This is a genomic window from Brevundimonas albigilva (genome assembly GCF_023573565.1).
Classification (GTDB): Bacteria; Pseudomonadota; Alphaproteobacteria; order Caulobacterales; family Caulobacteraceae; genus Brevundimonas; species Brevundimonas albigilva.
In genome coordinates, this window is the sequence record NZ_CP097649.1 from 2,768,921 (window position 1) to 2,790,120 (window position 21,200).

Annotated in this window: 23 protein-coding genes; 9 read left to right on the forward strand and 14 right to left on the reverse strand. The window is 68.4% G+C overall.

The annotated features are described in order from the left end of the window. Window positions 1–26: 26 nt before the first annotated feature. On the forward strand, window positions 27–1,541 hold the full coding sequence (locus tag M8231_RS13760; protein WP_250201730.1) for a response regulator: 1,515 nt from the start codon (window positions 27–29) through the stop codon (window positions 1,539–1,541). A 33-nt stretch (window positions 1,542–1,574) separates the two neighbouring features. Continuing rightward, complete coding sequence (locus M8231_RS13765; protein ID WP_250201731.1) at window positions 1,575–2,999, forward strand: AmpG family muropeptide MFS transporter; 1,425 nt, start codon at window positions 1,575–1,577, stop codon at window positions 2,997–2,999. A 4-nt stretch (window positions 3,000–3,003) separates the two neighbouring features. Here the strand turns inward: M8231_RS13765 and M8231_RS13770 are convergent, their stop codons facing one another. The 3 genes from M8231_RS13770 to M8231_RS13780 form a co-directional block, all read right to left on the reverse strand. Then, window positions 3,004–3,396: a YidB family protein gene (locus M8231_RS13770; RefSeq protein ID WP_249749495.1), complete on the reverse strand. Its 393-nt coding sequence runs from the start codon at window positions 3,394–3,396 to the stop codon at window positions 3,004–3,006. 82 nt (window positions 3,397–3,478) lie between these two features. Next, entirely contained in the window at window positions 3,479–3,616 is a 138-nt protein-coding gene (locus M8231_RS13775) for an entericidin A/B family lipoprotein (protein WP_249749494.1), read from the reverse strand. A 119-nt stretch (window positions 3,617–3,735) separates the two neighbouring features. Next, on the reverse strand, window positions 3,736–4,251 hold the full coding sequence (locus M8231_RS13780; RefSeq protein WP_249749493.1) for a prolyl-tRNA synthetase associated domain-containing protein: 516 nt from the start codon (window positions 4,249–4,251) through the stop codon (window positions 3,736–3,738). A 65-nt stretch (window positions 4,252–4,316) separates the two neighbouring features. On the opposite strand from M8231_RS13780, the gene M8231_RS13785 reads away from it, so the two are divergent. Continuing rightward, entirely contained in the window at window positions 4,317–5,057 is a 741-nt protein-coding gene (locus tag M8231_RS13785; RefSeq protein ID WP_250202621.1) for a DUF6065 family protein, read from the forward strand. 129 nt (window positions 5,058–5,186) lie between these two features. Here the strand turns inward: M8231_RS13785 and M8231_RS13790 are convergent, their stop codons facing one another. The 7 genes from M8231_RS13790 to M8231_RS13820 all read right to left on the reverse strand — a co-directional run bounded on the left by M8231_RS13790 (window position 5,187) and on the right by M8231_RS13820 (window position 10,752). After that, window positions 5,187–5,750, reverse strand: coding sequence for a CC0125/CC1285 family lipoprotein (locus tag M8231_RS13790; RefSeq protein ID WP_249749492.1), 564 nt, complete (start codon window positions 5,748–5,750; stop codon window positions 5,187–5,189). A 97-nt stretch (window positions 5,751–5,847) separates the two neighbouring features. Further along, a complete protein-coding gene (locus tag M8231_RS13795; protein WP_249749491.1) occupies window positions 5,848–6,480 on the reverse strand; it encodes a LysE family translocator in 633 nt (210 codons plus the stop codon). Window positions 6,481–6,528: 48 nt separating this feature from the next. Further along, window positions 6,529–7,098, reverse strand: a complete 570-nt coding sequence (locus M8231_RS13800) for a hypothetical protein (protein WP_249749490.1) — start codon at window positions 7,096–7,098, stop codon at window positions 6,529–6,531. A gap of 78 nt (window positions 7,099–7,176) precedes the next feature. Beyond that, window positions 7,177–7,623: a translation initiation factor IF-2 gene (locus M8231_RS13805; protein WP_249749489.1), complete on the reverse strand. Its 447-nt coding sequence runs from the start codon at window positions 7,621–7,623 to the stop codon at window positions 7,177–7,179. Window positions 7,624–7,686: 63 nt separating this feature from the next. Beyond that, a complete protein-coding gene (locus M8231_RS13810) occupies window positions 7,687–8,925 on the reverse strand; it encodes an argininosuccinate synthase (RefSeq protein WP_249749488.1) in 1,239 nt (412 codons plus the stop codon). Window positions 8,926–9,057: 132 nt separating this feature from the next. Next, on the reverse strand, window positions 9,058–9,987 hold the full coding sequence (locus tag M8231_RS13815; protein WP_249749487.1) for an electron transfer flavoprotein subunit alpha/FixB family protein: 930 nt from the start codon (window positions 9,985–9,987) through the stop codon (window positions 9,058–9,060). Then, window positions 9,988–10,752 carry an electron transfer flavoprotein subunit beta/FixA family protein gene (locus M8231_RS13820; protein ID WP_249749486.1) on the reverse strand — a complete coding sequence of 255 codons (765 nt, stop codon included), beginning with the start codon at window positions 10,750–10,752 and terminating at the stop codon, window positions 9,988–9,990. Between the two features lie 117 nt (window positions 10,753–10,869). Here M8231_RS13820 and M8231_RS13825 point away from each other — a divergent pair, with 117 nt between their 5' ends. After that, window positions 10,870–11,211, forward strand: coding sequence for a hypothetical protein (locus M8231_RS13825; RefSeq protein WP_249749485.1), 342 nt, complete (start codon window positions 10,870–10,872; stop codon window positions 11,209–11,211). Between the two features lie 7 nt (window positions 11,212–11,218). On the opposite strand, the gene mtgA is transcribed toward M8231_RS13825, so the two are convergent. From mtgA to M8231_RS13845, 4 genes are all read right to left on the reverse strand, one after another. Continuing rightward, the gene (mtgA, locus tag M8231_RS13830) at window positions 11,219–11,914 is read right to left on the reverse strand and encodes a monofunctional biosynthetic peptidoglycan transglycosylase (protein WP_250201732.1); all 696 of its coding nucleotides are present in this window, start codon (window positions 11,912–11,914) and stop codon (window positions 11,219–11,221) included. A gap of 1 nt (window position 11,915) precedes the next feature. After that, window positions 11,916–12,881 (reverse strand): WD40 repeat domain-containing protein, encoded by a 966-nt coding sequence (locus M8231_RS13835; protein ID WP_249749484.1) that lies wholly within the window; start codon window positions 12,879–12,881, stop codon window positions 11,916–11,918. 71 nt (window positions 12,882–12,952) lie between these two features. Continuing rightward, complete coding sequence (locus M8231_RS13840) at window positions 12,953–13,891, reverse strand: pirin family protein (RefSeq protein WP_249749483.1); 939 nt, start codon at window positions 13,889–13,891, stop codon at window positions 12,953–12,955. 36 nt (window positions 13,892–13,927) lie between these two features. Continuing rightward, a complete protein-coding gene (locus M8231_RS13845) occupies window positions 13,928–14,416 on the reverse strand; it encodes an Lrp/AsnC family transcriptional regulator (protein WP_249749482.1) in 489 nt (162 codons plus the stop codon). Between the two features lie 138 nt (window positions 14,417–14,554). Here M8231_RS13845 and M8231_RS13850 point away from each other — a divergent pair, with 138 nt between their 5' ends. The 5 genes from M8231_RS13850 to lpdA are packed head-to-tail and all read left to right on the forward strand — an operon-like array spanning window position 14,555 to window position 21,136. Further along, a complete protein-coding gene (locus M8231_RS13850) occupies window positions 14,555–15,802 on the forward strand; it encodes a 3-methyl-2-oxobutanoate dehydrogenase (2-methylpropanoyl-transferring) subunit alpha (protein WP_249749481.1) in 1,248 nt (415 codons plus the stop codon). Between the two features lie 2 nt (window positions 15,803–15,804). Next, window positions 15,805–16,929 (forward strand): alpha-ketoacid dehydrogenase subunit beta, encoded by a 1,125-nt coding sequence (locus M8231_RS13855; RefSeq protein WP_249749480.1) that lies wholly within the window; start codon window positions 15,805–15,807, stop codon window positions 16,927–16,929. A 1-nt stretch (window position 16,930) separates the two neighbouring features. Continuing rightward, on the forward strand, window positions 16,931–18,577 hold the full coding sequence (locus tag M8231_RS13860; RefSeq protein WP_249749479.1) for a dihydrolipoyl dehydrogenase family protein: 1,647 nt from the start codon (window positions 16,931–16,933) through the stop codon (window positions 18,575–18,577). A 3-nt stretch (window positions 18,578–18,580) separates the two neighbouring features. After that, window positions 18,581–19,687 carry a PIN domain-containing protein gene (locus tag M8231_RS13865; protein WP_250201733.1) on the forward strand — a complete coding sequence of 369 codons (1,107 nt, stop codon included), beginning with the start codon at window positions 18,581–18,583 and terminating at the stop codon, window positions 19,685–19,687. After that, a complete protein-coding gene (lpdA, locus tag M8231_RS13870) occupies window positions 19,688–21,136 on the forward strand; it encodes a dihydrolipoyl dehydrogenase (protein ID WP_250201734.1) in 1,449 nt (482 codons plus the stop codon). The last annotated feature ends 64 nt before the right edge of the window (window positions 21,137–21,200 follow it).

Below are 21,200 nucleotides of genomic sequence, written 5' to 3' on the forward strand. Positions count from 1 at the left end.
GCCAGGATCACCGCAAGGAGGCGATCATGGCGCGACGCGCGGCGAGCAAGGACACCGAGCGACACGGCGCGCCCGTTGTCGATCCGGCCCACCAATTCCTGCGGCTGATGAGCCATGAGATGCGCACGCCCCTGAACGGGGTGATCGGCATGATCAACCTGTTGCAGCGCACCCGCCTGGACGGCGCCCAGCGCGCCTACGCCGAGACCGCGCGCCAGTCGGCCGAACACCTGCTGGGCCTGGTCAACGACCTGCTCGACTACGCCCGGCTGGAGGCCGGCAAGCTGGAGTTCGACCTGGCGCCGGTGGATGTGGAGGGCCTGGTGCGCGGCGTCGCCGAACTGCTCAGCGCCCGCGCGCACGACAAGGGGCTGGAGATCGCCTGGTCCGTCGCCGCCGACGTTCCCGACATCGTCGCCGACGAGGGGCGGCTGCGCCAGGTGCTGTTCAACCTGGCCGGAAACGCGGTCAAGTTCACCGCCGACGGCGGCGTGCGCATCGGCGTGGAACGCGCCGGGGGAACCGAGGATCGGCCGCTGTTGGCCTTCGTCGTCGACGACACCGGCCCGGGCGTGCCGGCCGAAGCCCGCATTCGCATCTTCGAAGAGTTCGGCCACGTCGATTCCTCGGACGCGGCCCGCTTCGACGGCGCCGGCCTGGGCCTGGCCGTGGTGCGCCGCCTGGCCGAGGCCATGGGCGGATCGGTCGCGGTCGAGGACCGGCCCGACGGCCCTGGCGCGCGCTTTCGCCTGACCGCGGCGTTCCAGGCGGTGGCCGTCGATCGCGGTCGCCCGCTGGAGGGCCAGGCGGTGGCCGTGCGGTCTCCCGATCCGTTCGTCGCCGCCGCCGCCGCCGCCCAGGTCCAGGCCGCCGGCGGACGCATCGACCCGGACGCCGCCGTGGTCCTGGTCGACCACGCCCTGGCCTCGGCCGGCGGGATCGCGCCCGCCCCCGCCGGCCGCCGCGCCGTGGTCCTGCTGCGCCCGGCCGATCGCGACCTGATCGCCCGCTATCGCGGCGCGGGGTACCAGGGGTATCTGATCAAGCCGTTGCGGCGCGCCTCCCTGGCCGAACGGGTCCTGGCCGCCGCCGGCGCCGCTCCGGCCGAGACGGCCGCCCCCGCGCCCGAGGACGACCGCGTCGCCCCCGCCCGTTTCGCCGGGATCCGCGTCCTGCTGGTCGAGGACAACCCCGTCGGCGCCCTTCTGGCCCGCACCCTGCTGCGGCGCGAGGGCTGCACCGTCGAGACCGCCGCCACCGGCGAGGAGGCCGTCGCCGCCCTGAAGCGCGCCCGCTACGACCTGGTGTTCATGGACATGCGGATGCCCGGCATGGACGGCCCGACGGCCGCGCGCGCCATCCGCGCCGCCGGCGACGCCACGCCCGTCCTGGCGCTGACCGCCAACGCCTTCTCCGAGGACCGCCGCCTGTGCCTTGAGGCGGGGATGAACGACCATCTGGTCAAGCCCCTGGACCCCGAGGCCCTGCGCGCCGCCCTGACCCGCTGGACGAACCGCGCCAACCACGCCAAGGTCGCCTGACGGCCGCTTCGGCCGCGATCAGTGGACGGCCCGATGAGTAACCCCGGAGACGCGCCTAGCCAGACCGGGCGCGAGAGGCGCGGCGCGGAAGGCGAATCGACCATTCCCGCCCCCGATCTCCCGCCGTCGACCCGCCATGTCGGGGCCATGGACGTCCTGAAGGCGCTCGGACGCCCCCGGGTCATCATCACCCTGCTGATCGGTTTCGGTTCGGGCCTGCCCTTCATGCTGGTCGGCAATACTCTCGGCCTGTGGCTGAGGGAGTATGATGTGGAGCTGGCCGCAATCGGCTTCATCTCCTGGGTGGGGCTGGCCTATTCGCTGAAGTTTCTCTGGGCGCCGCTGATCGACCGGTTGGACGTCCCCCTGCTGGGCCGGCTGGGCCGCCGTCGAGGCTGGATGGTTCTGGCGCAAGGCCTCGTCGGATTGAGCCTCGTCGCCATGGCCCTGATCGGCCCCCAGGGCGGGCTGGTCCTGCTGGGCGTCGCCGCCCTGGTCACCGCGTTCGCCTCTGCGACGCAGGACATCGTCGCGGACGCCTGGCGCATCGAGAGCGCGGAAAACGACGAGGATCAAGGTCTGCTGACCTCGGCCTTCCAACTGGGATATCGCTTCGCCATCCTGGCGGGCAATTCGCTTATCCTGTTCTTCGCCGCAGGCATGGGCTGGAACGGCGCCTACGCCCTGTTCGGCGGTTTCATGGCCGTCGTGATCGCGGCGACCCTGTTCGCTCGCGAGCCAGTCGATCGACGCGTGGCCGAGGAAGCGGTCGGCGGCGTCTCCTTCCTGAGCCCGAGGGGGCTGTTCGACGCCATCGTCGGACCCTTCCTCGCCTTCCTGAAGACCCACGGCTCGCTGGCCCTGCTGATGCTGGCTGCGATCAGCCTCTATCGGTTGCCGGATTTCGTCATGGGACCGATGGTCGGGCCGTTTTACGTAGACCTGGGACTCGCCAAGCCGGTCATCGCCTCGATGCGGCTCAGCGCAGGGCTGATCGGCACCCTGATCGGAATCTCGGCGGCGGGCCTTTGCGCGGTCGGCCTGGGCTTCAACCGAACTCTGTTGATCGGAGCGCTGGTGGGGCCGGCCTCGAACCTCGGCTATATGGTGCTGGCGATGGCCGGGCTGTCGACGCCGCTGTTCGGCGGCGTGCTGTTCGTCGAGAACTTCAGCGAAGGCTTCGCTGGCGCCGCGCTGGTCGCCTACATGTCCAGCCTGACCAGCATCGGTTACACGGCGACCCAGTACGCCCTGCTCAGTTCCTTCTACGCCCTGCTCGGCAAGTTCCTGAAGGGGCTTTCAGGCGCAGCCGTCGAAGCCCTTGAGCCTGGTCGAGCCCTAATGGACGCCTATGCGATCTTCTTCGCTGGAACGGCCGCGGTCGGCATTCCGGCGCTTGTCCTGTGCTGGATCCTCCAGCACAGGCACAACAGGCTCAAGACCGCGACACCCTCCTGACGCCTCAGCGCTTGAGGAAGCCGCCGATCATGTCGCCGACGCCGCCCGGCAGCTTGCTCAGCAGGTCGTCGGCCCCGTCGACCTGACCGCCCGGCGTCAGGCGGTCGATGGCTTCCGGCAGCAGGCCGGCCAGGGTTTCGCTGGCCTGTTGGGGCGAGACGCCCAGCTTCTGGGCGAAATCGGCCAGCGGGCCGGACCCCAGGACGGCGGCGATCTGCTCGGCCGAAATCCCGGCGTTGGCGCCCTGGCCGATCCACGAACCGACCACATCGCCCAGGCCCGCCTGGCCGAACTTTTCCGCCAGTCCGCCGACCCCGCCCTGCATCTTGAGCAGATCGCCCAGTCCCCCGGCCGCGTCGTCGCCCAGACCGTTCAGCACCGTGTCGAGAAAGCCCATCGTCCGTCTCCCCTGTCCAGGCCGGCAGACTAGCATCCGGTGACGACAGAAACGAGAACCGGCTTTCGCCGGCCGCCGCGCCCTAGCGCTTGGCCTGTTCGGCGCTCTGGCTCACGGCTGAACCGGCCGCCGAGACATCGCGGCCGATGCCCGAGATGGTGTTGCAGGCCGAAACCGCCAGGGCGGCGGCGGCGAGGGACAGGACGACGATCTTGCGCATGGCGGTTTCCCCATGAAGCCAACGAACGACGCGCCGCCGCCGCCCGGTCCTCCGGCGTCGGCAAGGCGCAGCTTGACGATCGCCTTACCAGCCGTCGAGGCCACGCGCCATCCGGCGCTTCATACCGTCATCGCCGCGAAATCCACCACGATCGGCTCCCGCTCCAGCAGGGCCATCACCTGGCGGAACGCCGCCTGCGTCAGCGCCGTGGTCGCCGTGTTGGTCAGGGGGTGGAAGTTGACGACCTCGGCCTCCCACAGGCGGCGATCCAGCACGAAGGCGACCTGGCGCTCCACGTCGTTGATCAGGCCCAGCGCGGTGACCGAGCCGGGACGCACGCCCAGCGTCGCCCACATCAGGGCTTCGTTGCCGAACGACAGCCGGTCCGAGCCGATGGCGGCGGGCGCGCGCTTCAGGTCGATGACCGTGTCCTGCCGCGCCGAGATCAGCCACAGCCGGTTCTTCTTGTCCTTCAGGAACAGGTTCTTGGTGTGGGCGCCGGGCAGGGCGGCCTTAAGCTCCAGCCCCTCCTCCACGCGGAAGACGGCGGGGTGGTCGTGGGTCGTGTGGTCGATCGCGTGCTCGGCCATCCAGGCCAGCAGGCGGTCGCGGTCGAAGGGCGGGTGAGCGGTCATGGTTGAGCGGCCGGGAACGTCGCGATAGGGAAGTCTTCATGGTCGATACCGTGCAGACGCGCCCGCTGGAACTGGAATGCTATCCGATGACGGCCCGGCCGCCGGATCTGGTGCCCGGCCGCCAGTCGCGCGACTGGATGGACGCCTTCGCCAGCCGCCACCCCTATCGCTGCCTGCCGCTGAACATGGCCAATACGACGGGGTGGGAGATCCTGTGCCCGTTCGGTTTCGCGGCCGAGTGGAACGGCGGGCCGTCCCAGGCCGACATCGTCATCACCCCGGACCGGCCCCAGCACGACATGAAGCATTTCGTCACCTCGCACTTCTCGCGTGGGGTGCTGACCATGCATCCGCAGTATCTGTTCCGCACCCCGCCGGGCTGGGGGATGATGTGCTCGGGATCGCCCAACCATGTGAAGGACGGCATCCAGCCGCTGGTCGGCCTGATCGAGACGGACTGGCTGCCGTTTCCCTTCACCATGAACTGGATCTTCACGCGGCCGGGCCGGGTGAAGTTCGAGAAGGGCGAGCCCTTCTGCTTCATCAATCTGATCGAGCACAAGAAGGTCGAACAGTTCCAGCCGGTGATCCGGACGCTGGAATCCAACCCGACCATGCACGGCCAGTTCGAGGCCTGGAACCGCGCGCGCACCGACTTCAACCAGCGGCTGGCCGGCGGCGATCCCGACGCGGCCAAGGAGGCCTGGCAGCGCTTCTACTTCAAGGGCGAACTGCCCGAGGACCTGGGCGCCGCCCCGGCCAGCCACATCAACAAGCGCCGCCTGAAGACCCCCCGCGTGGGCTGAACGCCCACGCGGGTTGTGTCGCCCATCGCGCTTCGCGCTGCTCGAGGCCGTGATGGTCGGCCTATCGCGCTTCGCGCTGCTTGAGGCCGTGATGGTCGGCCTATCGCGCTTCGCGCTGCTCGAGGCCGTTCAGGGCATCGGGCGGGTGACGCGCGGTCCCAGGTTCTGGATGACTTCGCGGGCGTCGAAGGCGTTGGGATCGCCGGCGGGCTTGGGTCCGCGACCCATCACGATCTCGGCGCTGGCCTCGTAGCGGTCGACCTGGCGCACGTCGAAGTCATTGGGGCCCCACGGGTCGAACGGACGCCAGAATCCGCCACGGTAATAGCGCCACGACGGACCCCAGTACGGACCGTAGAAGCTGTTGTAGCGCGAATAGAACGGGTCAGGCGATCCGACGAAGCGGGTGTCGCGATCCGTGGCGCGGTTCACGGTGGCGAACCAGTCGTAGCCGCTCTCGGCGGTCAGTTCGGCCGAACGCAGCAGCAGCGACATCTCGACCTGCTCGCGCGAGGTCAGCGAATTGCCCGAGAAGGACACGCGATAGCGGTCGTTCTCCAGCCGTTGTTCGGCGTAGCCGCCGCGCTCGCCGTTGAAGCCGGCGGGCTGATACGGCGTGGCGGTGGCGCATGCGGCCAGAGTCAGCCCTGCGACCGCCGTGATCGCAAGGGTCTTGAAGAAGGGGGCTTTCATTGAATCAACTCCTTGATCGCCGGATTGGGCGCGCTGGCTGCTGAACGACGCATGAACGGCCACGTTCCGTGGGAATGCAAGGCCAAGCTTGCGGCGACTACAGCCTGATGACGATCAATACGGCCGCGGCCAGCAACAGGATGCCTACGAACAGGCCGAAGCCGCGCCGAAACCGGGGCTGGCCCATGCGACGAGACAGCGCGGCGCCCGACAGGGCGTAGGCGCTCATCGACATCATGTCCATGCCGATGACGGCGGCGGCGAACAGGACCAGTTGCGGGACGACCGGGCGGCTGACGTCCAGAAAGGGCGGCAGGACGGCGGTGAAGAAGAGCACCGCCTTGGGATTGGCGATCTGCACCGCGAAGCCGTCGACGAAGGCGCTGCGGCCGCGCCGCACGACGATGCTCTGGGGATCCGCGGCGGTCCGGAAGGCGCCGCGCAGGGCCTTTAGCCCCAGCCAGGCGACATAGAGGGCGCCGGCCACGGCGATCAGCCGGAACGCCTGGGGGAAGGCCTTGACCAGGGCGCCCAACCCCAGGGCGGCGGCGGCGAACCAGACCAGGGTGGCGGCGTTCATCCCGACCACGCCGACCAGGGCCGAGGCGCGGCCCTTCTCCATGCCCGTCGCCACCGCGAACAGATTGGCCGGGCCGGGCGTGATCGCCATCACGGCCATGACGCCGAGGAAGGTCGAATAGAGGTGCGGATCGACGGGCAGGGCGGACATCGCGGCGATGTCGGCCGCCGCGACGCGCCCGTCAAGCCGGTCGGGCCTCTAGTTTCGGGCCTCGGGCGCCGGGGGCGCGGGCGGTTCGGGCGGGGCCGGCGGCTCGATCGCCTCGACCGCGTCGCCGGCCTGGTCCAGGGCGTACTGGGCGATCAGTTCGTAGGTCTCGATTTGTTCAGGGTCCGGATTGGCCCAGGCGCTGTTGGCGGCGACGCCCTGGGCCGCGGAAGCGCCGCGCTGGATGGCGTCCTGCACCTCCGGGTCGTTCAGCGCCTGGGAGACCAGGGCGTCGATGTCGATGTCCTTCAGCGCCTCGGCGGCGATGGCCGAGGCCATGCGGGTCGCCTCGGCGGTGAAGGCGGACACCTCGGGCGCATGTTCGGCCCACAGCGCCGAGATGCGGACGCCCTTCTGCTCGTCGGTCAGGCTTTCGTCCTCGGAGATGGCCTCGGCGCGTTCGCTGAAGCGTTCCATCCGCGCCTCGAAGTCGGCGGACGCGGCCTCCAGCCGAGCCTCGGCCGAGCCGGGCGCGGGGGCGTCGCGACCCGCGTCCTGGGCCAGGGCGGACGACAGCGGCGCAAGGGCCAGGGCGGCGGTCAGGCTGAGGGCGCGGATCATGGGAAGGCTCCCGTGGATGACCCGCGCAAGGTCGCCTCAAGGCCGCCCGGCCTCAAGTGAAATCGCGGTAAGGCGGCCCTACTGCGGAGTCGCCGGCGCTGCGGCGGGGGCGTTGGCGGCCGCTTCCACCTGGCCGCGGGCCAGGGCGGGAATGCTCCGGATCTGTTCGGCGGCGGCGGCGATCTGGGCCGAGGCGTCCTGACCCGAAGCGGCCGTCTGGGCGGTCGCGAACGTCTGGAATTCGGTCACGAAGACGTCGGCGTCAGGCTGATAGCGGGCCTGGATCGCGTCCAGGTCGGTCTTGGCCTTGGCCTTGTCGGCCTGCGCCGCGGCGGTCTGCATCTCGGTCGCCATCGCTTCCATGCGCTGGCCGAACGCTTCGGCCTTGGCCTCGAAGGCGGCCTCCTCCGGGCTCTTCGACGGGGCGGCCGGCGCCGCGGGCGCGGTCGGCGCCGCATCCTGGGCGAAGGCGGGGGCGGCGAGCGCCAGGACGGCGACGGCGGCCAGCGGGGTCAGGAGACGCATGGAGAATGCTCCGATAATGAGGCCGCCACCCTACGAGGAATCCGGGCGGCGGCAAGCGAAGCCTTATTCCCCGCGCGCATCCCGTTTGGCCAGCACGCGCAGGCGCAGCGCGTTCAGCTTGATGAAGCCGGCCGCATCCTTGTGGTCGTAGGCCTGGACGCCTTCCTCGAAGGTGACCAGGTCCTGGTCGTACAGGCTGTAGGGGCTTTCGCGGCCGACGACCGAGACATTGCCCTTGTACAGCTTGACCCTGACCGTGCCCGTGACCTTTTCCTGGGACTTGTCGATGGCGGCCTGCAGCATCTCGCGCTCGGGCGAGAACCAGAAGCCGTTGTAGATCAGCTCGGCGTATTTCGGCATCAGCTGATCCTTCAGGTGCATGGAGCCGCCGTCCAGGGTGATGCTCTCGATGCCGCGGTGGGCAGCGATCAGGATGGTGCCGCCGGGGGTCTCATAGACGCCGCGCGACTTCATGCCGACGAAACGGTTCTCGACCAGGTCCAGGCGGCCGATCCCGTTGTCGTGGCCGTACTGGTTCAGCGCGGTCAGCAGGGTGGCGGGGCTCATGGCCTCGCCGTTGATCGACACCGCGTCGCCCTTCTCGAAGCCGATCTCGATGACGGTGGCGACGTCGGGCGCGTCTTCAGGCGAAATGGTGCGCTGATGCACGAACTCGGGGGCCTCGACCGCCGGGTCTTCCAGCACCTTGCCCTCGGACGAGGAGTGCAGAAGGTTGGCGTCGACGCTGAAGGGCGCCTCGCCGCGCTTGTCCTTGGAAATCGGAATCTGGTTCTTTTCGGCGAAGTCCAGCAGCGCCTCGCGGCTGCGGAACTCCCACTCGCGCCAGGGGGCGATGACGCGGATGTCGGGCTCCAGCGCATAGTAGCCGATCTCGAACCGGACCTGGTCGTTGCCCTTGCCGGTCGCGCCGTGACAGACGGCGTCGGCGCCGACCTGGCGGGCGATCTCGATCTGGCGCTTGGAGATCAGCGGGCGGGCGATCGACGTGCCCAGCAGATAGTCGCCCTCATATTGCGCGTTGGCGCGGAACATCGGGAAGACGAAGTCGCGCACGAATTCCTCGCGAAGGTCGTCGATGAAGATGTTCTCGGGCTTGATGCCCAGCTTCAGCGCCTTCTCGCGCGCCGGGCCCAGTTCCTCGCCCTGGCCCAGGTCGGCGGTGAAGGTCACGACCTCGGCGCCATACTCGGTCTGCAGCCACTTCAGGATGATCGAGGTGTCGAGCCCGCCGGAATAGGCGAGGACGACTTTCTTCACGGGCTTGTCGGCGGGGGCGGACATGGCGGCTCTTTCGCGGGCGTTCGGGGAGATTGAGCGCGCGCATAAGACCCATGGGGGATGGGTGCAACCCCTTATGAAGACGCCCGCCCCGGCGAACCGGGACGGGCGCACAGCCTGTCGTTCGGCCGAGGGTCAGCCCAGGGCGGCCATCAGTTCGGGGACGGCGGTCTTGTAGTCGGCGACCAGGCCGTAGTCGGCGACCTGGAAGATGGGGGCGTCCGGGTCCTTGTTGATGGCGACGATGGTCTTGGAATCCTTCATCCCCGCCAGGTGCTGGATCGCGCCCGAGATGCCGATGGCGATGTAGAGCTGGGGCGCGACGACCTTGCCGGTCTGGCCGACCTGATAGTCGTTCGGCGCATAGCCGGCGTCCACGGCGGCGCGCGAAGCGCCGACGGCGGCGCCCAGCTTGTCGGCCAGCGGGTCCATCACGGCGTGGAACTCCTCGGCCGAGCCCAGGGCGCGGCCGCCCGAGACGACGATCTTGGCGGCGCCCAGTTCGGGCCGGTCCGACTTGACCATTTCCTCGCTGACGAAGGCGGTCTTGGGCGCATCGGCGCCGGCGACCGTCTCGACCGAGGCCGAGCCGTCGTTGGCCGCCGCGTCGAAGGCGGTCGGGCGCACGGTGATCACCTTCTTGGCGTCCGACGACTGGATCGTCTCCAGGGCGTTGCCGGCGTAGATCGGGCGCACGAAGGTGTCGGGCGACACGACCTCGACGATGTCCGAGATCGGGGCGACGTCCAGCTTGGCGGCGATGCGCGGGGCGTAGTTCTTTCCGTCGGTCGTGGCCGGGGCCAGGATGGCGTCGTAGCCGGCGGCCAGCGGAAGCACGGTCGCCTCCACCGCCTCGGCCAGCGCCTTGCCCAGGCCCGCGCTCTCGGCCAGCAGCACCTTGCGCACGCCGGCGATCTTGGCCGCGGCGTCGGCGGCGGCCTGGGCGTTCTCGCCCACCACCAGCACGTCCACGTCGGACGACAGGGCCAGGGCGGCGGTCACGGTCTTGTTGGTGGTGTCGCGGACGGCCGAGCCGTCGTGATCGGCGATGACGAGGACGGCCATTTACAGCACTCCCGCGGACTTGAGGGTTTCGACCAGTTGGGCGGCGCTCTCGACCTTGACGCCGGCCGAGCGCTTGGGCGGCTCGGTGACCTTCAGGACCTTCAACCGGTCGGCCGTGTCGACGCCGTAGTCGGCGACCGCCTTCACGGCGATCTCCTTCTTCTTGGCCTTCATGATGTTGGGCAGGGACGCATAGCGCGGCGTGTTCAGGCGCAGGTCCACGGTCACCACCGCCGGCAGCTGGGCCGCCACGGTCTGCAGGCCGCCGTCGACTTCGCGCGTGACGGTCGCCTTGCCGTCGGCGATCTCCAGCTTGCCGGCGAAGGTGGCCTGGGGCCAGTCCAGCAGGGCCGCCAGCATCTGGCCGACCGCATTGTTGTCGCCGTCGATGGACTGCTTGCCCATCAGCACCAGGTCGGGCTTCTCCTCGTCGACCACGGCCTTCAGCAGCTTGGCGACGGCCAGGGGCTCCAGGTCCGTGTCCGACTGGATCAGCACGCCGCGATCGGCGCCCATGGCCAGGGCGGTGCGGATCGTCTCCTGCGCCTGGGTCACGCCGATGGAGACCACCACGATCTCGTCGGCCGTGCCGGCGGCGTGGTGTTCCTTGCCTTCCTTCAGGCGCACGGCCTCTTCGACGGCGATCTCGTCGAAGGGGTTCATGCTCATCTTGACGTTGGCCAGGTCGACGCCCGACTGGTCCGCCTTCACGCGGGCCTTGACGTTATAGTCGATCACCCGTTTGACGGGGACGAGAACCTTCATGGGTCTATCCGTGAAATCGCCTGATTGATGGCGCAAGGACATGGAGCGGTCGAGAAGGCCTGTCAACGTAACGCGGCGTCAGGTTTCCTGGCCCGAACGACCCTAACGGACCGAGAGATGAAGCGTTTCCTGACCTTTCCGCGCCTGAGCATGATCTTCCTGGGCGTGTTCGGGGTGATGCTGGCGGGCATCTTCGTGCTGCAGGCCGTCTGGGTCAGCCCTGGCGAGCGGTGCGAGGCGCGCGGCGACTGGTACGACATCGAGACGCGCACCTGCGCCACGCCGATCTATGTGCCCGACATCACCGGCCGGCCGGCCGGCGTCAGCCGCGCCGAAGCCTCCAACGCCAAGAACCGCGAACTGATCGAACTGGAGGCCCAGGTCGCCCGGCAGCGCCGCGCGGTCGACGCCGCCGTGGCCCGCGAACGCCAGGACCTGAAGGCCCGCGAGGGGCTTTAGGCCGCCCTCACCGCCGCCCCAGCACACAGGCGTTCAGGCCGTCGCCGCGCACCGTGCCCATGGCGGCCTGGATGCGGCTGGCGCGGCGGCGGACATAGGGGCCGGGACTGGCCGCCTTGTAACGGCGCGGCGCGGGCAGGATGGCGGCCAGGCGCGCCGCCTCGCGCGGGGTCAGTTCGTCCGCATCCTTGCCGAACCAGTGGCGCGAGGCCGCCTGCGCGCCATAGACGCCGGGCGCCCATTCCACCACGTTCAGATACACTTCCATGATCCGGCGCTTGGACCAGACCGTCTCGATCAGGACGGTGTAGCCGGCCTCCAGCCCCTTCCTGACCCAGTCGCGCGACGGCCACAGGAAGACGTTCTTGGCGGTCTGCTGGCTGATGGTCGATCCGCCCCGGATGCGCCCGCCCTCGGCGTTGTGGTCCAGCGCCTTCTGGATCGCCTCCATGTCGAAGCCGTGGTGGCTGCAAAAGCGGGCGTCCTCGGCGGCGATGGCGGCGTCGACCAGGTTCGGCGAAATGTCGTTCAGGCCTCGCCAGCGATAGTCCAGCCCGCGCCCCCCGGCCGCCTGTTGCAGCATCAGGATGGTCGGCGTCGGCGGGACCACGGCGAACAGGGCGACCCCGACCACCGGCACGGCGATCAGGGCCAGAAGGATCAGCCCCAGCAGCCGGCCCAGGCGGAACCGCTTGCCGGCCATGTCAGAGAATCGCCACGCCGGCGCGGCCGTCCTCGTCGGCCCAGGCGACCTTGTCCGCCTCAGGGCTCAGCGACAGGGCCACGATGGCGGCGCCCTTCTCGGCCTTGACGAAGTTCAGCCCCTGCGCCGCCGGATGGGCGACCCACACCCGGCCGTCGGTCAGGCCCGCGGCGACCAGGCCGTGCGCCGGCCGGGCCGAGACCAGATTGACCAGGCTGTTCTCGTCATAGCCGATCTCGGTCGCCTCGCGCCCCATCGGGCCGTTGGAGCCGATGAAGGGCCACAGCACCACGCCCTGCGCGCCCGAGGTCGCCATCAGCTGGCCGCCGGCCAGGAAGGCGACCGAGCGGACCTTTCCGGGATAGCCGCCCATCCGCAGGTTCTTGGCGTCCTTCAGCCGCCAGCCGTGCAGCTGATTGTCCTGCATGGTCGTGACGACGAAGGCGCCGTCGGGCGAGACCGCCACCCCGGTGTGCGAGCCCGCCCATTTCAGCAGGGTCGGCTGCTGCTTCTCGATCCGGGCGTACCACAGGGCCGCGCCGCCGTAGGTGGAGGTCGCGATGCGCCGGCCCTTGGGCTCGAAGGCCACGCCCGAGACGGTGCGCTCATGCTGGAAGTCGCGGCGGAATCCGGTGTCGGCCGGATCGATGACCGACAGGGTCCGCCCATAGGAAAACGCCACCAGGCCCGACGCGGCCGAGGCGTCGATGGCGTCGATCCACTGGTTCCTGGCCGTGGCCAGGATCTGGGGGTCCTCGCCGCGCCGGCTCCAGACCACGCGGCCGTCGTCGCCGCCGGTGACGACGCCGTCGCCCGACGGATGCACGGCCGCGCACAGCACCGCCCCGTCGTGCGCCTCGACCCGCTGGCGATCGTCGAACCGCACCGAGCCGTCGCCCAGGGCGAAGACGGCGCCCGAGGCGTCGAACAGGGCGGCGGTCACCTGGGCGTCGAAGTCGAAGTTCATGCCGCTGGCGTTAGCCGGTTGCGACGGGGCCTGCAAATCTTCTCCCTCCCCTTCATGGGGAGGGAGAGTCCTTATACCGGATCGGTCGGCTTGGGCTCGACCGGCGCGGGGGCCGGTTGGGCCAGGGACGGCTCCTCCGGCAGGGGGATGAACTCCAGGTCGTCCTCGCGAGGCAGCGCCATCCGGCCGGCCTTCCAGTCGGCCTTGGCCTGGTCCAGGCGGGCCTGGCTGGAGGCGACGAAATTCCACCAGATCAGCCGCTCGCCCACCGGCTCGCCGCCCATCACCATCACCGTGGCGAGGGTCAGGGCCTTGACGGTCGGCTCGGCCGTCGGCTCCAGCACGATCATCTGGCCTTCGTGGAAGGTGCGGTCGCCGACCTCGATCGACCCCTTGGCGACGTACAGCGCCCGCTCGCTCATGCCTTCTGCGCCGCGGCCCGACGGCGGGGCGGTCTTCACGCCCGGCTGCAGCTCCCAGTGGACATAAAAGAGCGGCGACGACACGGGCGCGCCGGCCTTGGCGCCGTACGCCTCTCCGGCCACCAGACGCGCGAACAGGCCGCCGTTCTCATAGGTGGGCTGGTCGTCCTCGCCCAGGTGGTGGAAGGACGGATCGATCTCCTCGGCCTCGCGCGGCAGGGCGACCCAGGCCTGCATGCCGTGCATCGGCCCGCCGCGGCTCTTCTTCAGCGGATCGGTGCGCTCGGAGTGGACGATGCCCTTGCCGGCGGTCATCCAGTTGACCTCGCCGGGACGGATCGGCTGGGTGTAGCCCAGATTGTCCCGGTGCATGATCTCGCCCTCGAACAGATAGGTCAGGGTCGACAGGCCGATGTGCGGGTGCGGGCGCACATTGATGGCGTCGGCGCCCGGCGCGAACTCGGCCGGCCCCATCTGGTCCAGGAAGATGAACGGCCCCACCATCCGCCGCGAATGGAAGGGCAGCACCCGCCCGACCTCGAACCCGCCCAGGTCCTTGCGGCGCGCGTCGATCACCAGTTCGATCATGGTCGGTCTCCCGGCGGACCCCGCCGCCGAGGAGCGTTATCCGACGTGGGGCGTGATGATGCCAAGAGGCAGGGCGGTCACATTCTTCACGCCGCGCGTGACGATGTGGCTCTCGCAGTCCGAGACGATGCCCAGCGCCAGCAGCTTCTCGCGCAGGAACTTGTCGAAGGCGTGCATGTCGGAGGTGATGATCCGCAGCACATAGTCCTCGCGCCCGGTGATGGTGGCGCACTGGACCACCTCGGGCCACTTAGCCACCGCCGTCTCGAAGATGTCGAGGTTCTCGGAGGACGGCAGGCTGAGCTTGACGATGGCGTACACCTCGAAGTCCAGCCCCAGCAGCTGGGCGTTCAGCAGGGTGACGCGCTTGGTGATCAGGCCGGAATCCTCCAGCCGCTTGATCCGCCGCCAGCAGGGCGAGGCGGACAGACCGACGCGATCGGCCACCTCGGCGACCGAGAGGCCGGCGTCCTGTTGCAGGATGTCGAGGATCCGGGCGTCGATGGGATCGAGTTCGTCCGCCAAGGCGTTTCTCCGATTATGATTATGGCGAAATAAAAAACCCGAAATCGGGATTTAGCAAGGTCAGATTGAGCGAGCGCCTTCCTAGGGGCCGTGTTATCAGTCGTCCAGAGGAAACACGGACGGACAACGGACGCCCGCATGAACGACAAAATCATGAAGAAGAACAGCCAGCCCCTGTCGCTGCGGGTGCCGGAACCGTCGGGTCGGCCGGGCGACGCGCCCGACTTCAGTCATCTGCAGCTGGACCCCGCCGGCGCCGTCGAACGGCCCGCGACGGACGCCACCCCCTATGAGATGCGCGACCACGCGTTCCGCCTGATTCGGGTGCTGGACGACGAAGGCAACGCGGTCGGTCCGTGGAATCCGCGCCTGGACGCCGAGACGCTGCGGCGCGGCCTGAAGGCCATGATCCTGACCCGCGCCTTCGACGACCGGATGCACCGCGCCCACCGCCAGGGCAAGACCAGCTTCTATATGAAGTGCACCGGCGAGGAGGCCATCGCGGTCGCGCAAGGGATGCTGTTGTCGCGCGAGGACATGGGCTTTCCCACCTATCGCCAGCAGGGCCTTCTGATCGCGCGCGGCTATCCGCTGGTCGAGATGATGAACCAGATCTATTCGAACGCGGCGGACCCCATCAAGGGCCGTCAGCTGCCGATCATGTATTCGTCCAAGGACTACGGCTTCTTCACCATCAGCGGCAATCTGGGCACCCAGGTCCCGCAGGCGGTGGGCTGGGCCATGGCCAGCGCCTACAAGGGCGACGACAAGATTGCGATCAGCTGGATCGGCGACGGCGCCACGGCGGAAGGCGATTTCCACAACGCCCTGACCTTCGCCTCCGTCTATCGCGCCCCGGTCATCCTGAACATCGTCAACAACCAGTGGGCCATCAGCTCCTTCCAGGGCATCGCCGGCGGGCTGGAGACCACCTTCGCCTCCAAGGCCATCGGTTACGGCCTGCCGGCCCTGCGGGTGGACGGCAACGACTTCCTGGCCGTCTGGGCCGCGACCCAATGGGCCGAGGAACGCGCCCGGTCGAACCAGGGCGCGACGGTGATCGAACTGTTCACCTATCGCGGCGCCCCGCACTCGACCTCCGACGATCCCAGCCGCTACCGCCCCGGCGACGAGCACGAGAAATGGCCGCTGGGCGATCCGCTGGAGCGGCTGCGCCAGCACCTGACCGTCATCGGCGAGTGGGACGACGAGCGCCACGCCACGACCCTGCGCGAGGCGGTCGAACAGGTCCGCGCCGCCGGCAAGGAGTCCGAGGCCATCGGCACCCTGGGCCAGTCGCGCCCCAGCGTGAAGACCATGTTCGAGGAGGTCTATGCGACCGAGGATTGGCGCCTGATCGAGCAGCGCCGCGAGGTGGGGGTGTGACCATGACCGAGCAAACCACCTTCACCGACGCCGATCGCACCGACGGCGTCGAACCCGACATGGTCGACCAGAACGCCGCGCCGCCCTCGCAGACGACCGGCTCGGGCGTCCAGCCGATGAACATGATCCAGGCCCTGAACTCGGCCCTCGACGTCAAGATGAGCGAGGACGCCAACGTCCTGTCGTTCGGCGAGGACGCGGGCTATTTCGGCGGCGTCTTCCGCGTCACCGACAAGCTGCAGCAGAAGCACGGCCTGACCCGCAGCTTCGACGCCCCGATCTCGGAATGCGGCATCGTCGCCGCCGCCATCGGCATGGGGAGCTACGGCCTGCGGCCGGTCGTCGAGATCCAGTTCGCCGACTACATCTATCCGGCCTACGACCAGATCGTGTCCGAGGCGGCCAAGCTGCGCTATCGCTCGGGCGGCCAGTTCACCGCCCCCATCGTGGTGCGTTCGCCCTATGGCGGCGGCATCTTCGGCGGCCAGACGCACAGCCAGTCGCCCGAGAGCCTGTTCACCCACATCGCCGGGCTGAAGGTCGTCATCCCGTCCAATCCCTATGACGCCAAGGGCCTGCTGACGGCGGCGATCGAGGACGACGATCCCGTCATCTTCTTCGAGCCGAAACGCCTCTACAACGGCCCCTTCGACGGCTGGCACGAGAAGCCGGTCAGCCCGTGGAAGACCCAGGATCTGGCCCAGGTGCCGACGGGCAAATATGTCGAGCCCATCGGCAAGGCGCGCGTGATGCGCGAGGGGAACGACGTCACCATCCTGGCCTACGGCTCGATGGTCTGGGTGGCCCTGGCCGGGGCCGAGCACGCCGGCGTGGACGCCGAGGTCATCGACCTGCGCACCCTGGTCCCGCTGGACATCGAGACCATCGAGGCCAGCGTCAAGAAGACCGGCCGCTGCGTCATCGTGCACGAGGCGCCCAAGACCTCGGGCTTCGGCGGCGAGTTGTCGGCCCTGGTGCAGGAGCGCTGCTTCTATCACCTGGAGGCGCCGATCGCGCGGGTGACGGGCTGGGACACGCCCTATCCGCACGCCTTCGAATGGGAATATTTCCCCGGGCCGCAACGGGTCGCGGACGCCTTGAAGAGCGTCATGACCGGAGGACGTTGATATGGGTCGTTTCGTCTTCAAGCTGCCCGACGTGGGCGAAGGCACCGCCGAGGCCGAACTGGTCGGCTGGCACGTCAAGATCGGCGATGTCGTCGCCGAGGACCAGATCGTCGCCGACGTCATGACCGACAAGGCCACCGTCGAGATCACCGCCCCGGTGTCCGGCAAGGTCACGGCCCTGCACGGCGAGCCCGGCGCCATGGTTCCCGTGCGCGGCCCCCTGGTGGAGTTCGAGGTCGAGGGCGCGGGCAATGCGGAGGACGCCCCGGCGCCCGCCGCCGTCGCCAGCCCGGAGCCTGCGCCTGTGGTCGCCGAGGCGCCGAAGGTCGAAGCCTCGCCTGCCGCCGCTGTCGAAGCGCCGACATCCGGCAACTACGTCTTCAAACTGCCCGACGTGGGCGAAGGCACGGCCGAGGCCGAACTGGTCGGCTGGCACGTCAAGGTCGGCGACGCGGTCGAGGAAGACCAGATCCTGGCCGACGTCATGACCGACAAGGCGACGGTGGAGATCACCTCGCCGGTCGCGGGGACCGTCGTGGCCCTGCACGGCGAGCCGGGCAAGGCTTCTCCCGTCGGCGGGCCGCTGGTCAGCTTCACTGTGGCCGGCAAGGGCAATGTCCCGGCCCCTGCCCCGGCCGCGATATCCGCCGCCGCGCCGAAGCCCGATCCGGCGCCCAAGGCCGCGCCCGCCGCCTTGCCGCCCAGGACGCAGACGACCGGTGCGTCCAAGCCGGCCCCCGCCCTGACCGGCCGCGCCGCCGGCGAGCGTCCGCTGGCCTCCCCCGCCGTGCGCAACCGCGCCCGCGACCTGGGCGTGGACCTGACCTTCGTGCCCGGCTCGGGCCCGGCCGGGCGGATCACGCATGAGGATCTGGACGGCTTCATCGCGCGCGGCGGATCGGTCCCGGCGACGGCGCCCGCCGCGGGCGGCTCGACCTACGCCAGGGCGGAAGGGACCACCGAGGTCCGCATCATCGGCCTGCGCCGCAAGATCGCGGAGAAGATGGCCGAGAGCGTGCGCCGCATTCCGCACATCACCTATGTCGAGGAAATCGACATGACGGCGCTGGAGGAGCTGCGCGCCCACCTGAACGCGACCAAGGCGAAGGACCAGCCCAAGCTGAACGTCCTGCCCTTCATCGCCCGCGCCATCGTGGTGGCCCTGCGCGACCAGCCGCAAATCAATGCGACCTATGACGACGAAAACGGCGTCCTGACCCAGCACGCCGCGGTCCATCTGGGCATCGCCGCCCAGACGCCGAACGGCCTGATGGTGCCGGTGGTCCGCCACGCCGAGGCGCGTGACCCCTATGACACGGCGGCCGAGATCGCCCGCGTCTCGGGCGCGGCCAAGGACGGCTCGGCCAAGCGCGAGGAACTGTCGGGCTCGACCATCACCATCACCTCGCTGGGCACGCTGGGCGGGGTGGTCCACACCCCGATCATCAACCACCCCGAAGTCGCCATCGTCGGCCCCAACAAGATCGCCGAGCGGGTGGTGGTCAAGGACGGCCAGATGGTCGTGCGCAAGATGATGAACCTGTCCTCCAGCTTCGACCACCGCATCGTCGACGGCCACGACGCGGCGGTCTTCGTGCAGCGGATCAAGAGCCTGCTGGAGAACCCCGCGACGCTGTGGATGGGATGAGGGATGCCGACCATACTCGTCGACACCAGCGTGCTGCGAACCGAAGGGTGGCAATCGGCTGCGTTGAGCAGTCTGTTTGAGTTGTCGAAAGACGGACAGGTCGAAATTATTATCCCCGACGTCGTTTTCGAGGAACGCAGAACCCAGTGGCGACAGGACTACAAAAAGAAAATTGCAGATAGCGCGAGATTTCTTGCGGCTGCAGCCAAAGATGCACTGCTTGGGGATGTGGAGAAGGCACCAATCGAGTCTGCGGCGGCCGCGTTAGACCCCGCCAATGACCCAGAGACTCTCTCTAACACGGTCGTCAGCCGTTACTTTGATCAGGCGAAAGCAATCATCCGCCCCACCGAAGCTGCGGAGCATCAGGAAGTTATGTCTCGATATTTTTCGGGAGATGATCCGTTCCCTGAGCCAAAAGCCCGGAAAGACATCCCAGACGCCTACGTCTATCTAGCCGCTCGAAATGAGCAGCTAAAATCTGGCGATCTGCTTGTCCTCTGCGAGGACGGAAACCTCCGGAAGGCCATCCAGAAGATCGACGGGATCGAGGTTTTCAAGACTGTTCAGGACTTGTTGGAGAGCGCACCACTAGTTGAGGCGCTCAACAAGGTGGAGCTGAACAAGCAGTGGCTAGCCATGAAACCCGCCGTCTCGGACGAGGCCATCAAGGTTGAGCTGATGGATTTTGTGTCGCAAAATTTGGGCTCTCTGCTTGAGGGCGCTGAGGTCCACAGCACAGCGATACCTGAAGACAACAATTCGGCTCACGTACAGATGTACGGCGAACCGGAGGGCCTTGAAGTCATCGCGTCAAAGGATTTTGGCAGCGGTTGGCTTGAATATAAGGTCAGCTTCGAGATTGATCTGCATTTGTGGTTTTACGTGTATCGTTCGGATGCGTGGGATGTACCTGATTGGGTCAGTGTCAGCTTTGGTGATCCAGAAAGTGAGCACTACTTCGAAGCAGAGGGCGAACGTCGAGCTTTCGTAGAGGTCACAATAAGCGCCCAAGCTGACGTGAAAGACCAATTCGAAGAGGGTGACCAAGTCTTCGAGCACCTCGAGTTCTCTAGCGATCTCGAAATTACAATTTTGGACGATGAATAAATGGCTGCTCAGACCCTCACCCCCAAAGTCCTCATCATCGGCGCCGGCACCGGCGGCTATGTCGCGGGCATCCGCTGCGGCCAGCTGGGCCTCGACACCGTGCTGGTCGACGGCGGCGACGGGCTGGGCGGGACCTGCCTGAACGTCGGCTGCATTCCGTCCAAGGCCATCATCCACGCGGCGGGCAAGTTCGAGACGGTGGCCAAGGCGGCGGACGGCGGGACGCTGGGGATCACGGCGGCCAAGCCGACCATCGACCTGAAACAGACGGTCGAGTGGAAGGACGGCATCGTCCGTAAGCTGAACGCCGGCGTCGCGGCCCTGCTGAAGAAGGCCAAGGTCAAGGTCGTCAAGGGCTGGGCCGAGTTCGCGGACGCCAAGACCTGCGTGGTCAGGACCGAGGACGGCGACATCCGCATCACCGCCGAACACGTCATCCTGGCCACGGGGTCCGAGCCGGTCGAACTGCCCTTCCTGCCGTTCGGCGGGGACGTGATCTCCTCGACCGAGGCGCTGAGCCTGTCGGAGGTCCCCAAGAAGCTGGTGGTCGTCGGCGGCGGCTATATCGGGCTGGAGCTGGGCATCGCCTTCCGCAAGTTGGGCGCGCAGGTGGCCATCGTCGAAATGGCCGAGCGCATCCTGCCGCTCTACGACAAGGCCCTGACCGATCCGGTCGCGAAATGGCTAACGAGCCACGGCGTCGAACTGCACCTGGGCGCGCGCGCCGGCGGGTTCGGCGACGGGAAGCTGTCGATCACGACGAAGGACGGCGAACCGCTGCAGCTGGAGGCCGACAAGGTGCTGGTCACCGTGGGCCGCAAGCCGCGCACCCAGGGCTGGGGGCTGGAAAACATGGGCGTGGCGATGGCCGGGCCGTTCGTGAAGATCGACGACCGCTGCGCCACCTCGATGAAGAACGTCTGGGCCGTCGGCGACCTGACCGGCGAACCCATGCTGGCGCACAAGGGCTCGGCCCAGGGCGAGGTCGTGGCTGAAATCATTGCGGGGCGTGAACGCCCTCAAGCAGCGAGCGACCGCGTCGCGAGCGCTAGGGCGCAAGAACCTGTGTTTGATCCGGTCACCATCGCGGCCGTCTGTTTCACCGAGCCGGAGATCGTCTCGGCGGGCCTGGGCCCCGACGACGTCGAGGGCCGCGACGACGTGATCCAGGCCGTCTTTCCCTTCGCCGCCATCGGCCGCGCCCTGGCCATCGAGGCGGGCGAGGACGGCGGCTTCGTGCGGGTGATTGCGTCCAAGGCCGATCACCGCCTGCTGGGCGTCCAGGCCGTCGGCCAGCATGTGTCGGAGCTGTCGAACAGCTTCGCCCAGATGCTGGAGATGGGGGCGGTGCTGGAGGATGTGGCGGGCGTCATCCACGTCCACCCCACCCTGGGCGAAGCCTTCCACGAGGCGTCCCTGCGCGCGCTGGGCCACGCGATTCATATTTGAGGGCGCTAGCGCTCGCCGCGCGGCGGCTCGCTGCTTGAGCGCGGCGGGTCGCCGCGTCGCCGTG

Excerpts from the sequence above, each read along its gene's own strand:
- M8231_RS13760 (WP_250201730.1), top strand. The coding sequence starts at position 27 with ATGGCGCGACGCGCGGCGAGCAAGGACACCGAGCGACACGGCGCGCCC.
- M8231_RS13765 (WP_250201731.1), top strand. The coding sequence starts at position 1,575 with ATGAGTAACCCCGGAGACGCGCCTAGCCAGACCGGGCGCGAGAGGCGC.
- M8231_RS13770 (WP_249749495.1), bottom strand. The coding sequence starts at position 3,396 with ATGGGCTTTCTCGACACGGTGCTGAACGGTCTGGGCGACGACGCGGCC.
- M8231_RS13775 (WP_249749494.1), bottom strand. The coding sequence starts at position 3,616 with ATGCGCAAGATCGTCGTCCTGTCCCTCGCCGCCGCCGCCCTGGCGGTT.
- M8231_RS13780 (WP_249749493.1), bottom strand. The coding sequence starts at position 4,251 with ATGACCGCTCACCCGCCCTTCGACCGCGACCGCCTGCTGGCCTGGATG.
- M8231_RS13790 (WP_249749492.1), bottom strand. The coding sequence starts at position 5,750 with ATGAAAGCCCCCTTCTTCAAGACCCTTGCGATCACGGCGGTCGCAGGG.
- M8231_RS13795 (WP_249749491.1), bottom strand. The coding sequence starts at position 6,480 with ATGTCCGCCCTGCCCGTCGATCCGCACCTCTATTCGACCTTCCTCGGC.
- M8231_RS13800 (WP_249749490.1), bottom strand. The coding sequence starts at position 7,098 with ATGATCCGCGCCCTCAGCCTGACCGCCGCCCTGGCCCTTGCGCCGCTG.
- M8231_RS13805 (WP_249749489.1), bottom strand. The coding sequence starts at position 7,623 with ATGCGTCTCCTGACCCCGCTGGCCGCCGTCGCCGTCCTGGCGCTCGCC.
- M8231_RS13810 (WP_249749488.1), bottom strand. The coding sequence starts at position 8,925 with ATGTCCGCCCCCGCCGACAAGCCCGTGAAGAAAGTCGTCCTCGCCTAT.
- M8231_RS13815 (WP_249749487.1), bottom strand. The coding sequence starts at position 9,987 with ATGGCCGTCCTCGTCATCGCCGATCACGACGGCTCGGCCGTCCGCGAC.
- M8231_RS13820 (WP_249749486.1), bottom strand. The coding sequence starts at position 10,752 with ATGAAGGTTCTCGTCCCCGTCAAACGGGTGATCGACTATAACGTCAAG.
- M8231_RS13825 (WP_249749485.1), top strand. The coding sequence starts at position 10,870 with ATGAAGCGTTTCCTGACCTTTCCGCGCCTGAGCATGATCTTCCTGGGC.
- mtgA (WP_250201732.1), bottom strand. The coding sequence starts at position 11,914 with ATGGCCGGCAAGCGGTTCCGCCTGGGCCGGCTGCTGGGGCTGATCCTT.
- M8231_RS13835 (WP_249749484.1), bottom strand. The coding sequence starts at position 12,881 with ATGAACTTCGACTTCGACGCCCAGGTGACCGCCGCCCTGTTCGACGCC.
- M8231_RS13840 (WP_249749483.1), bottom strand. The coding sequence starts at position 13,891 with ATGATCGAACTGGTGATCGACGCGCGCCGCAAGGACCTGGGCGGGTTC.
- M8231_RS13850 (WP_249749481.1), top strand. The coding sequence starts at position 14,555 with ATGAACGACAAAATCATGAAGAAGAACAGCCAGCCCCTGTCGCTGCGG.
- M8231_RS13855 (WP_249749480.1), top strand. The coding sequence starts at position 15,805 with ATGACCGAGCAAACCACCTTCACCGACGCCGATCGCACCGACGGCGTC.
- M8231_RS13860 (WP_249749479.1), top strand. The coding sequence starts at position 16,931 with ATGGGTCGTTTCGTCTTCAAGCTGCCCGACGTGGGCGAAGGCACCGCC.
- M8231_RS13865 (WP_250201733.1), top strand. The coding sequence starts at position 18,581 with ATGCCGACCATACTCGTCGACACCAGCGTGCTGCGAACCGAAGGGTGG.
- lpdA (WP_250201734.1), top strand. The coding sequence starts at position 19,688 with ATGGCTGCTCAGACCCTCACCCCCAAAGTCCTCATCATCGGCGCCGGC.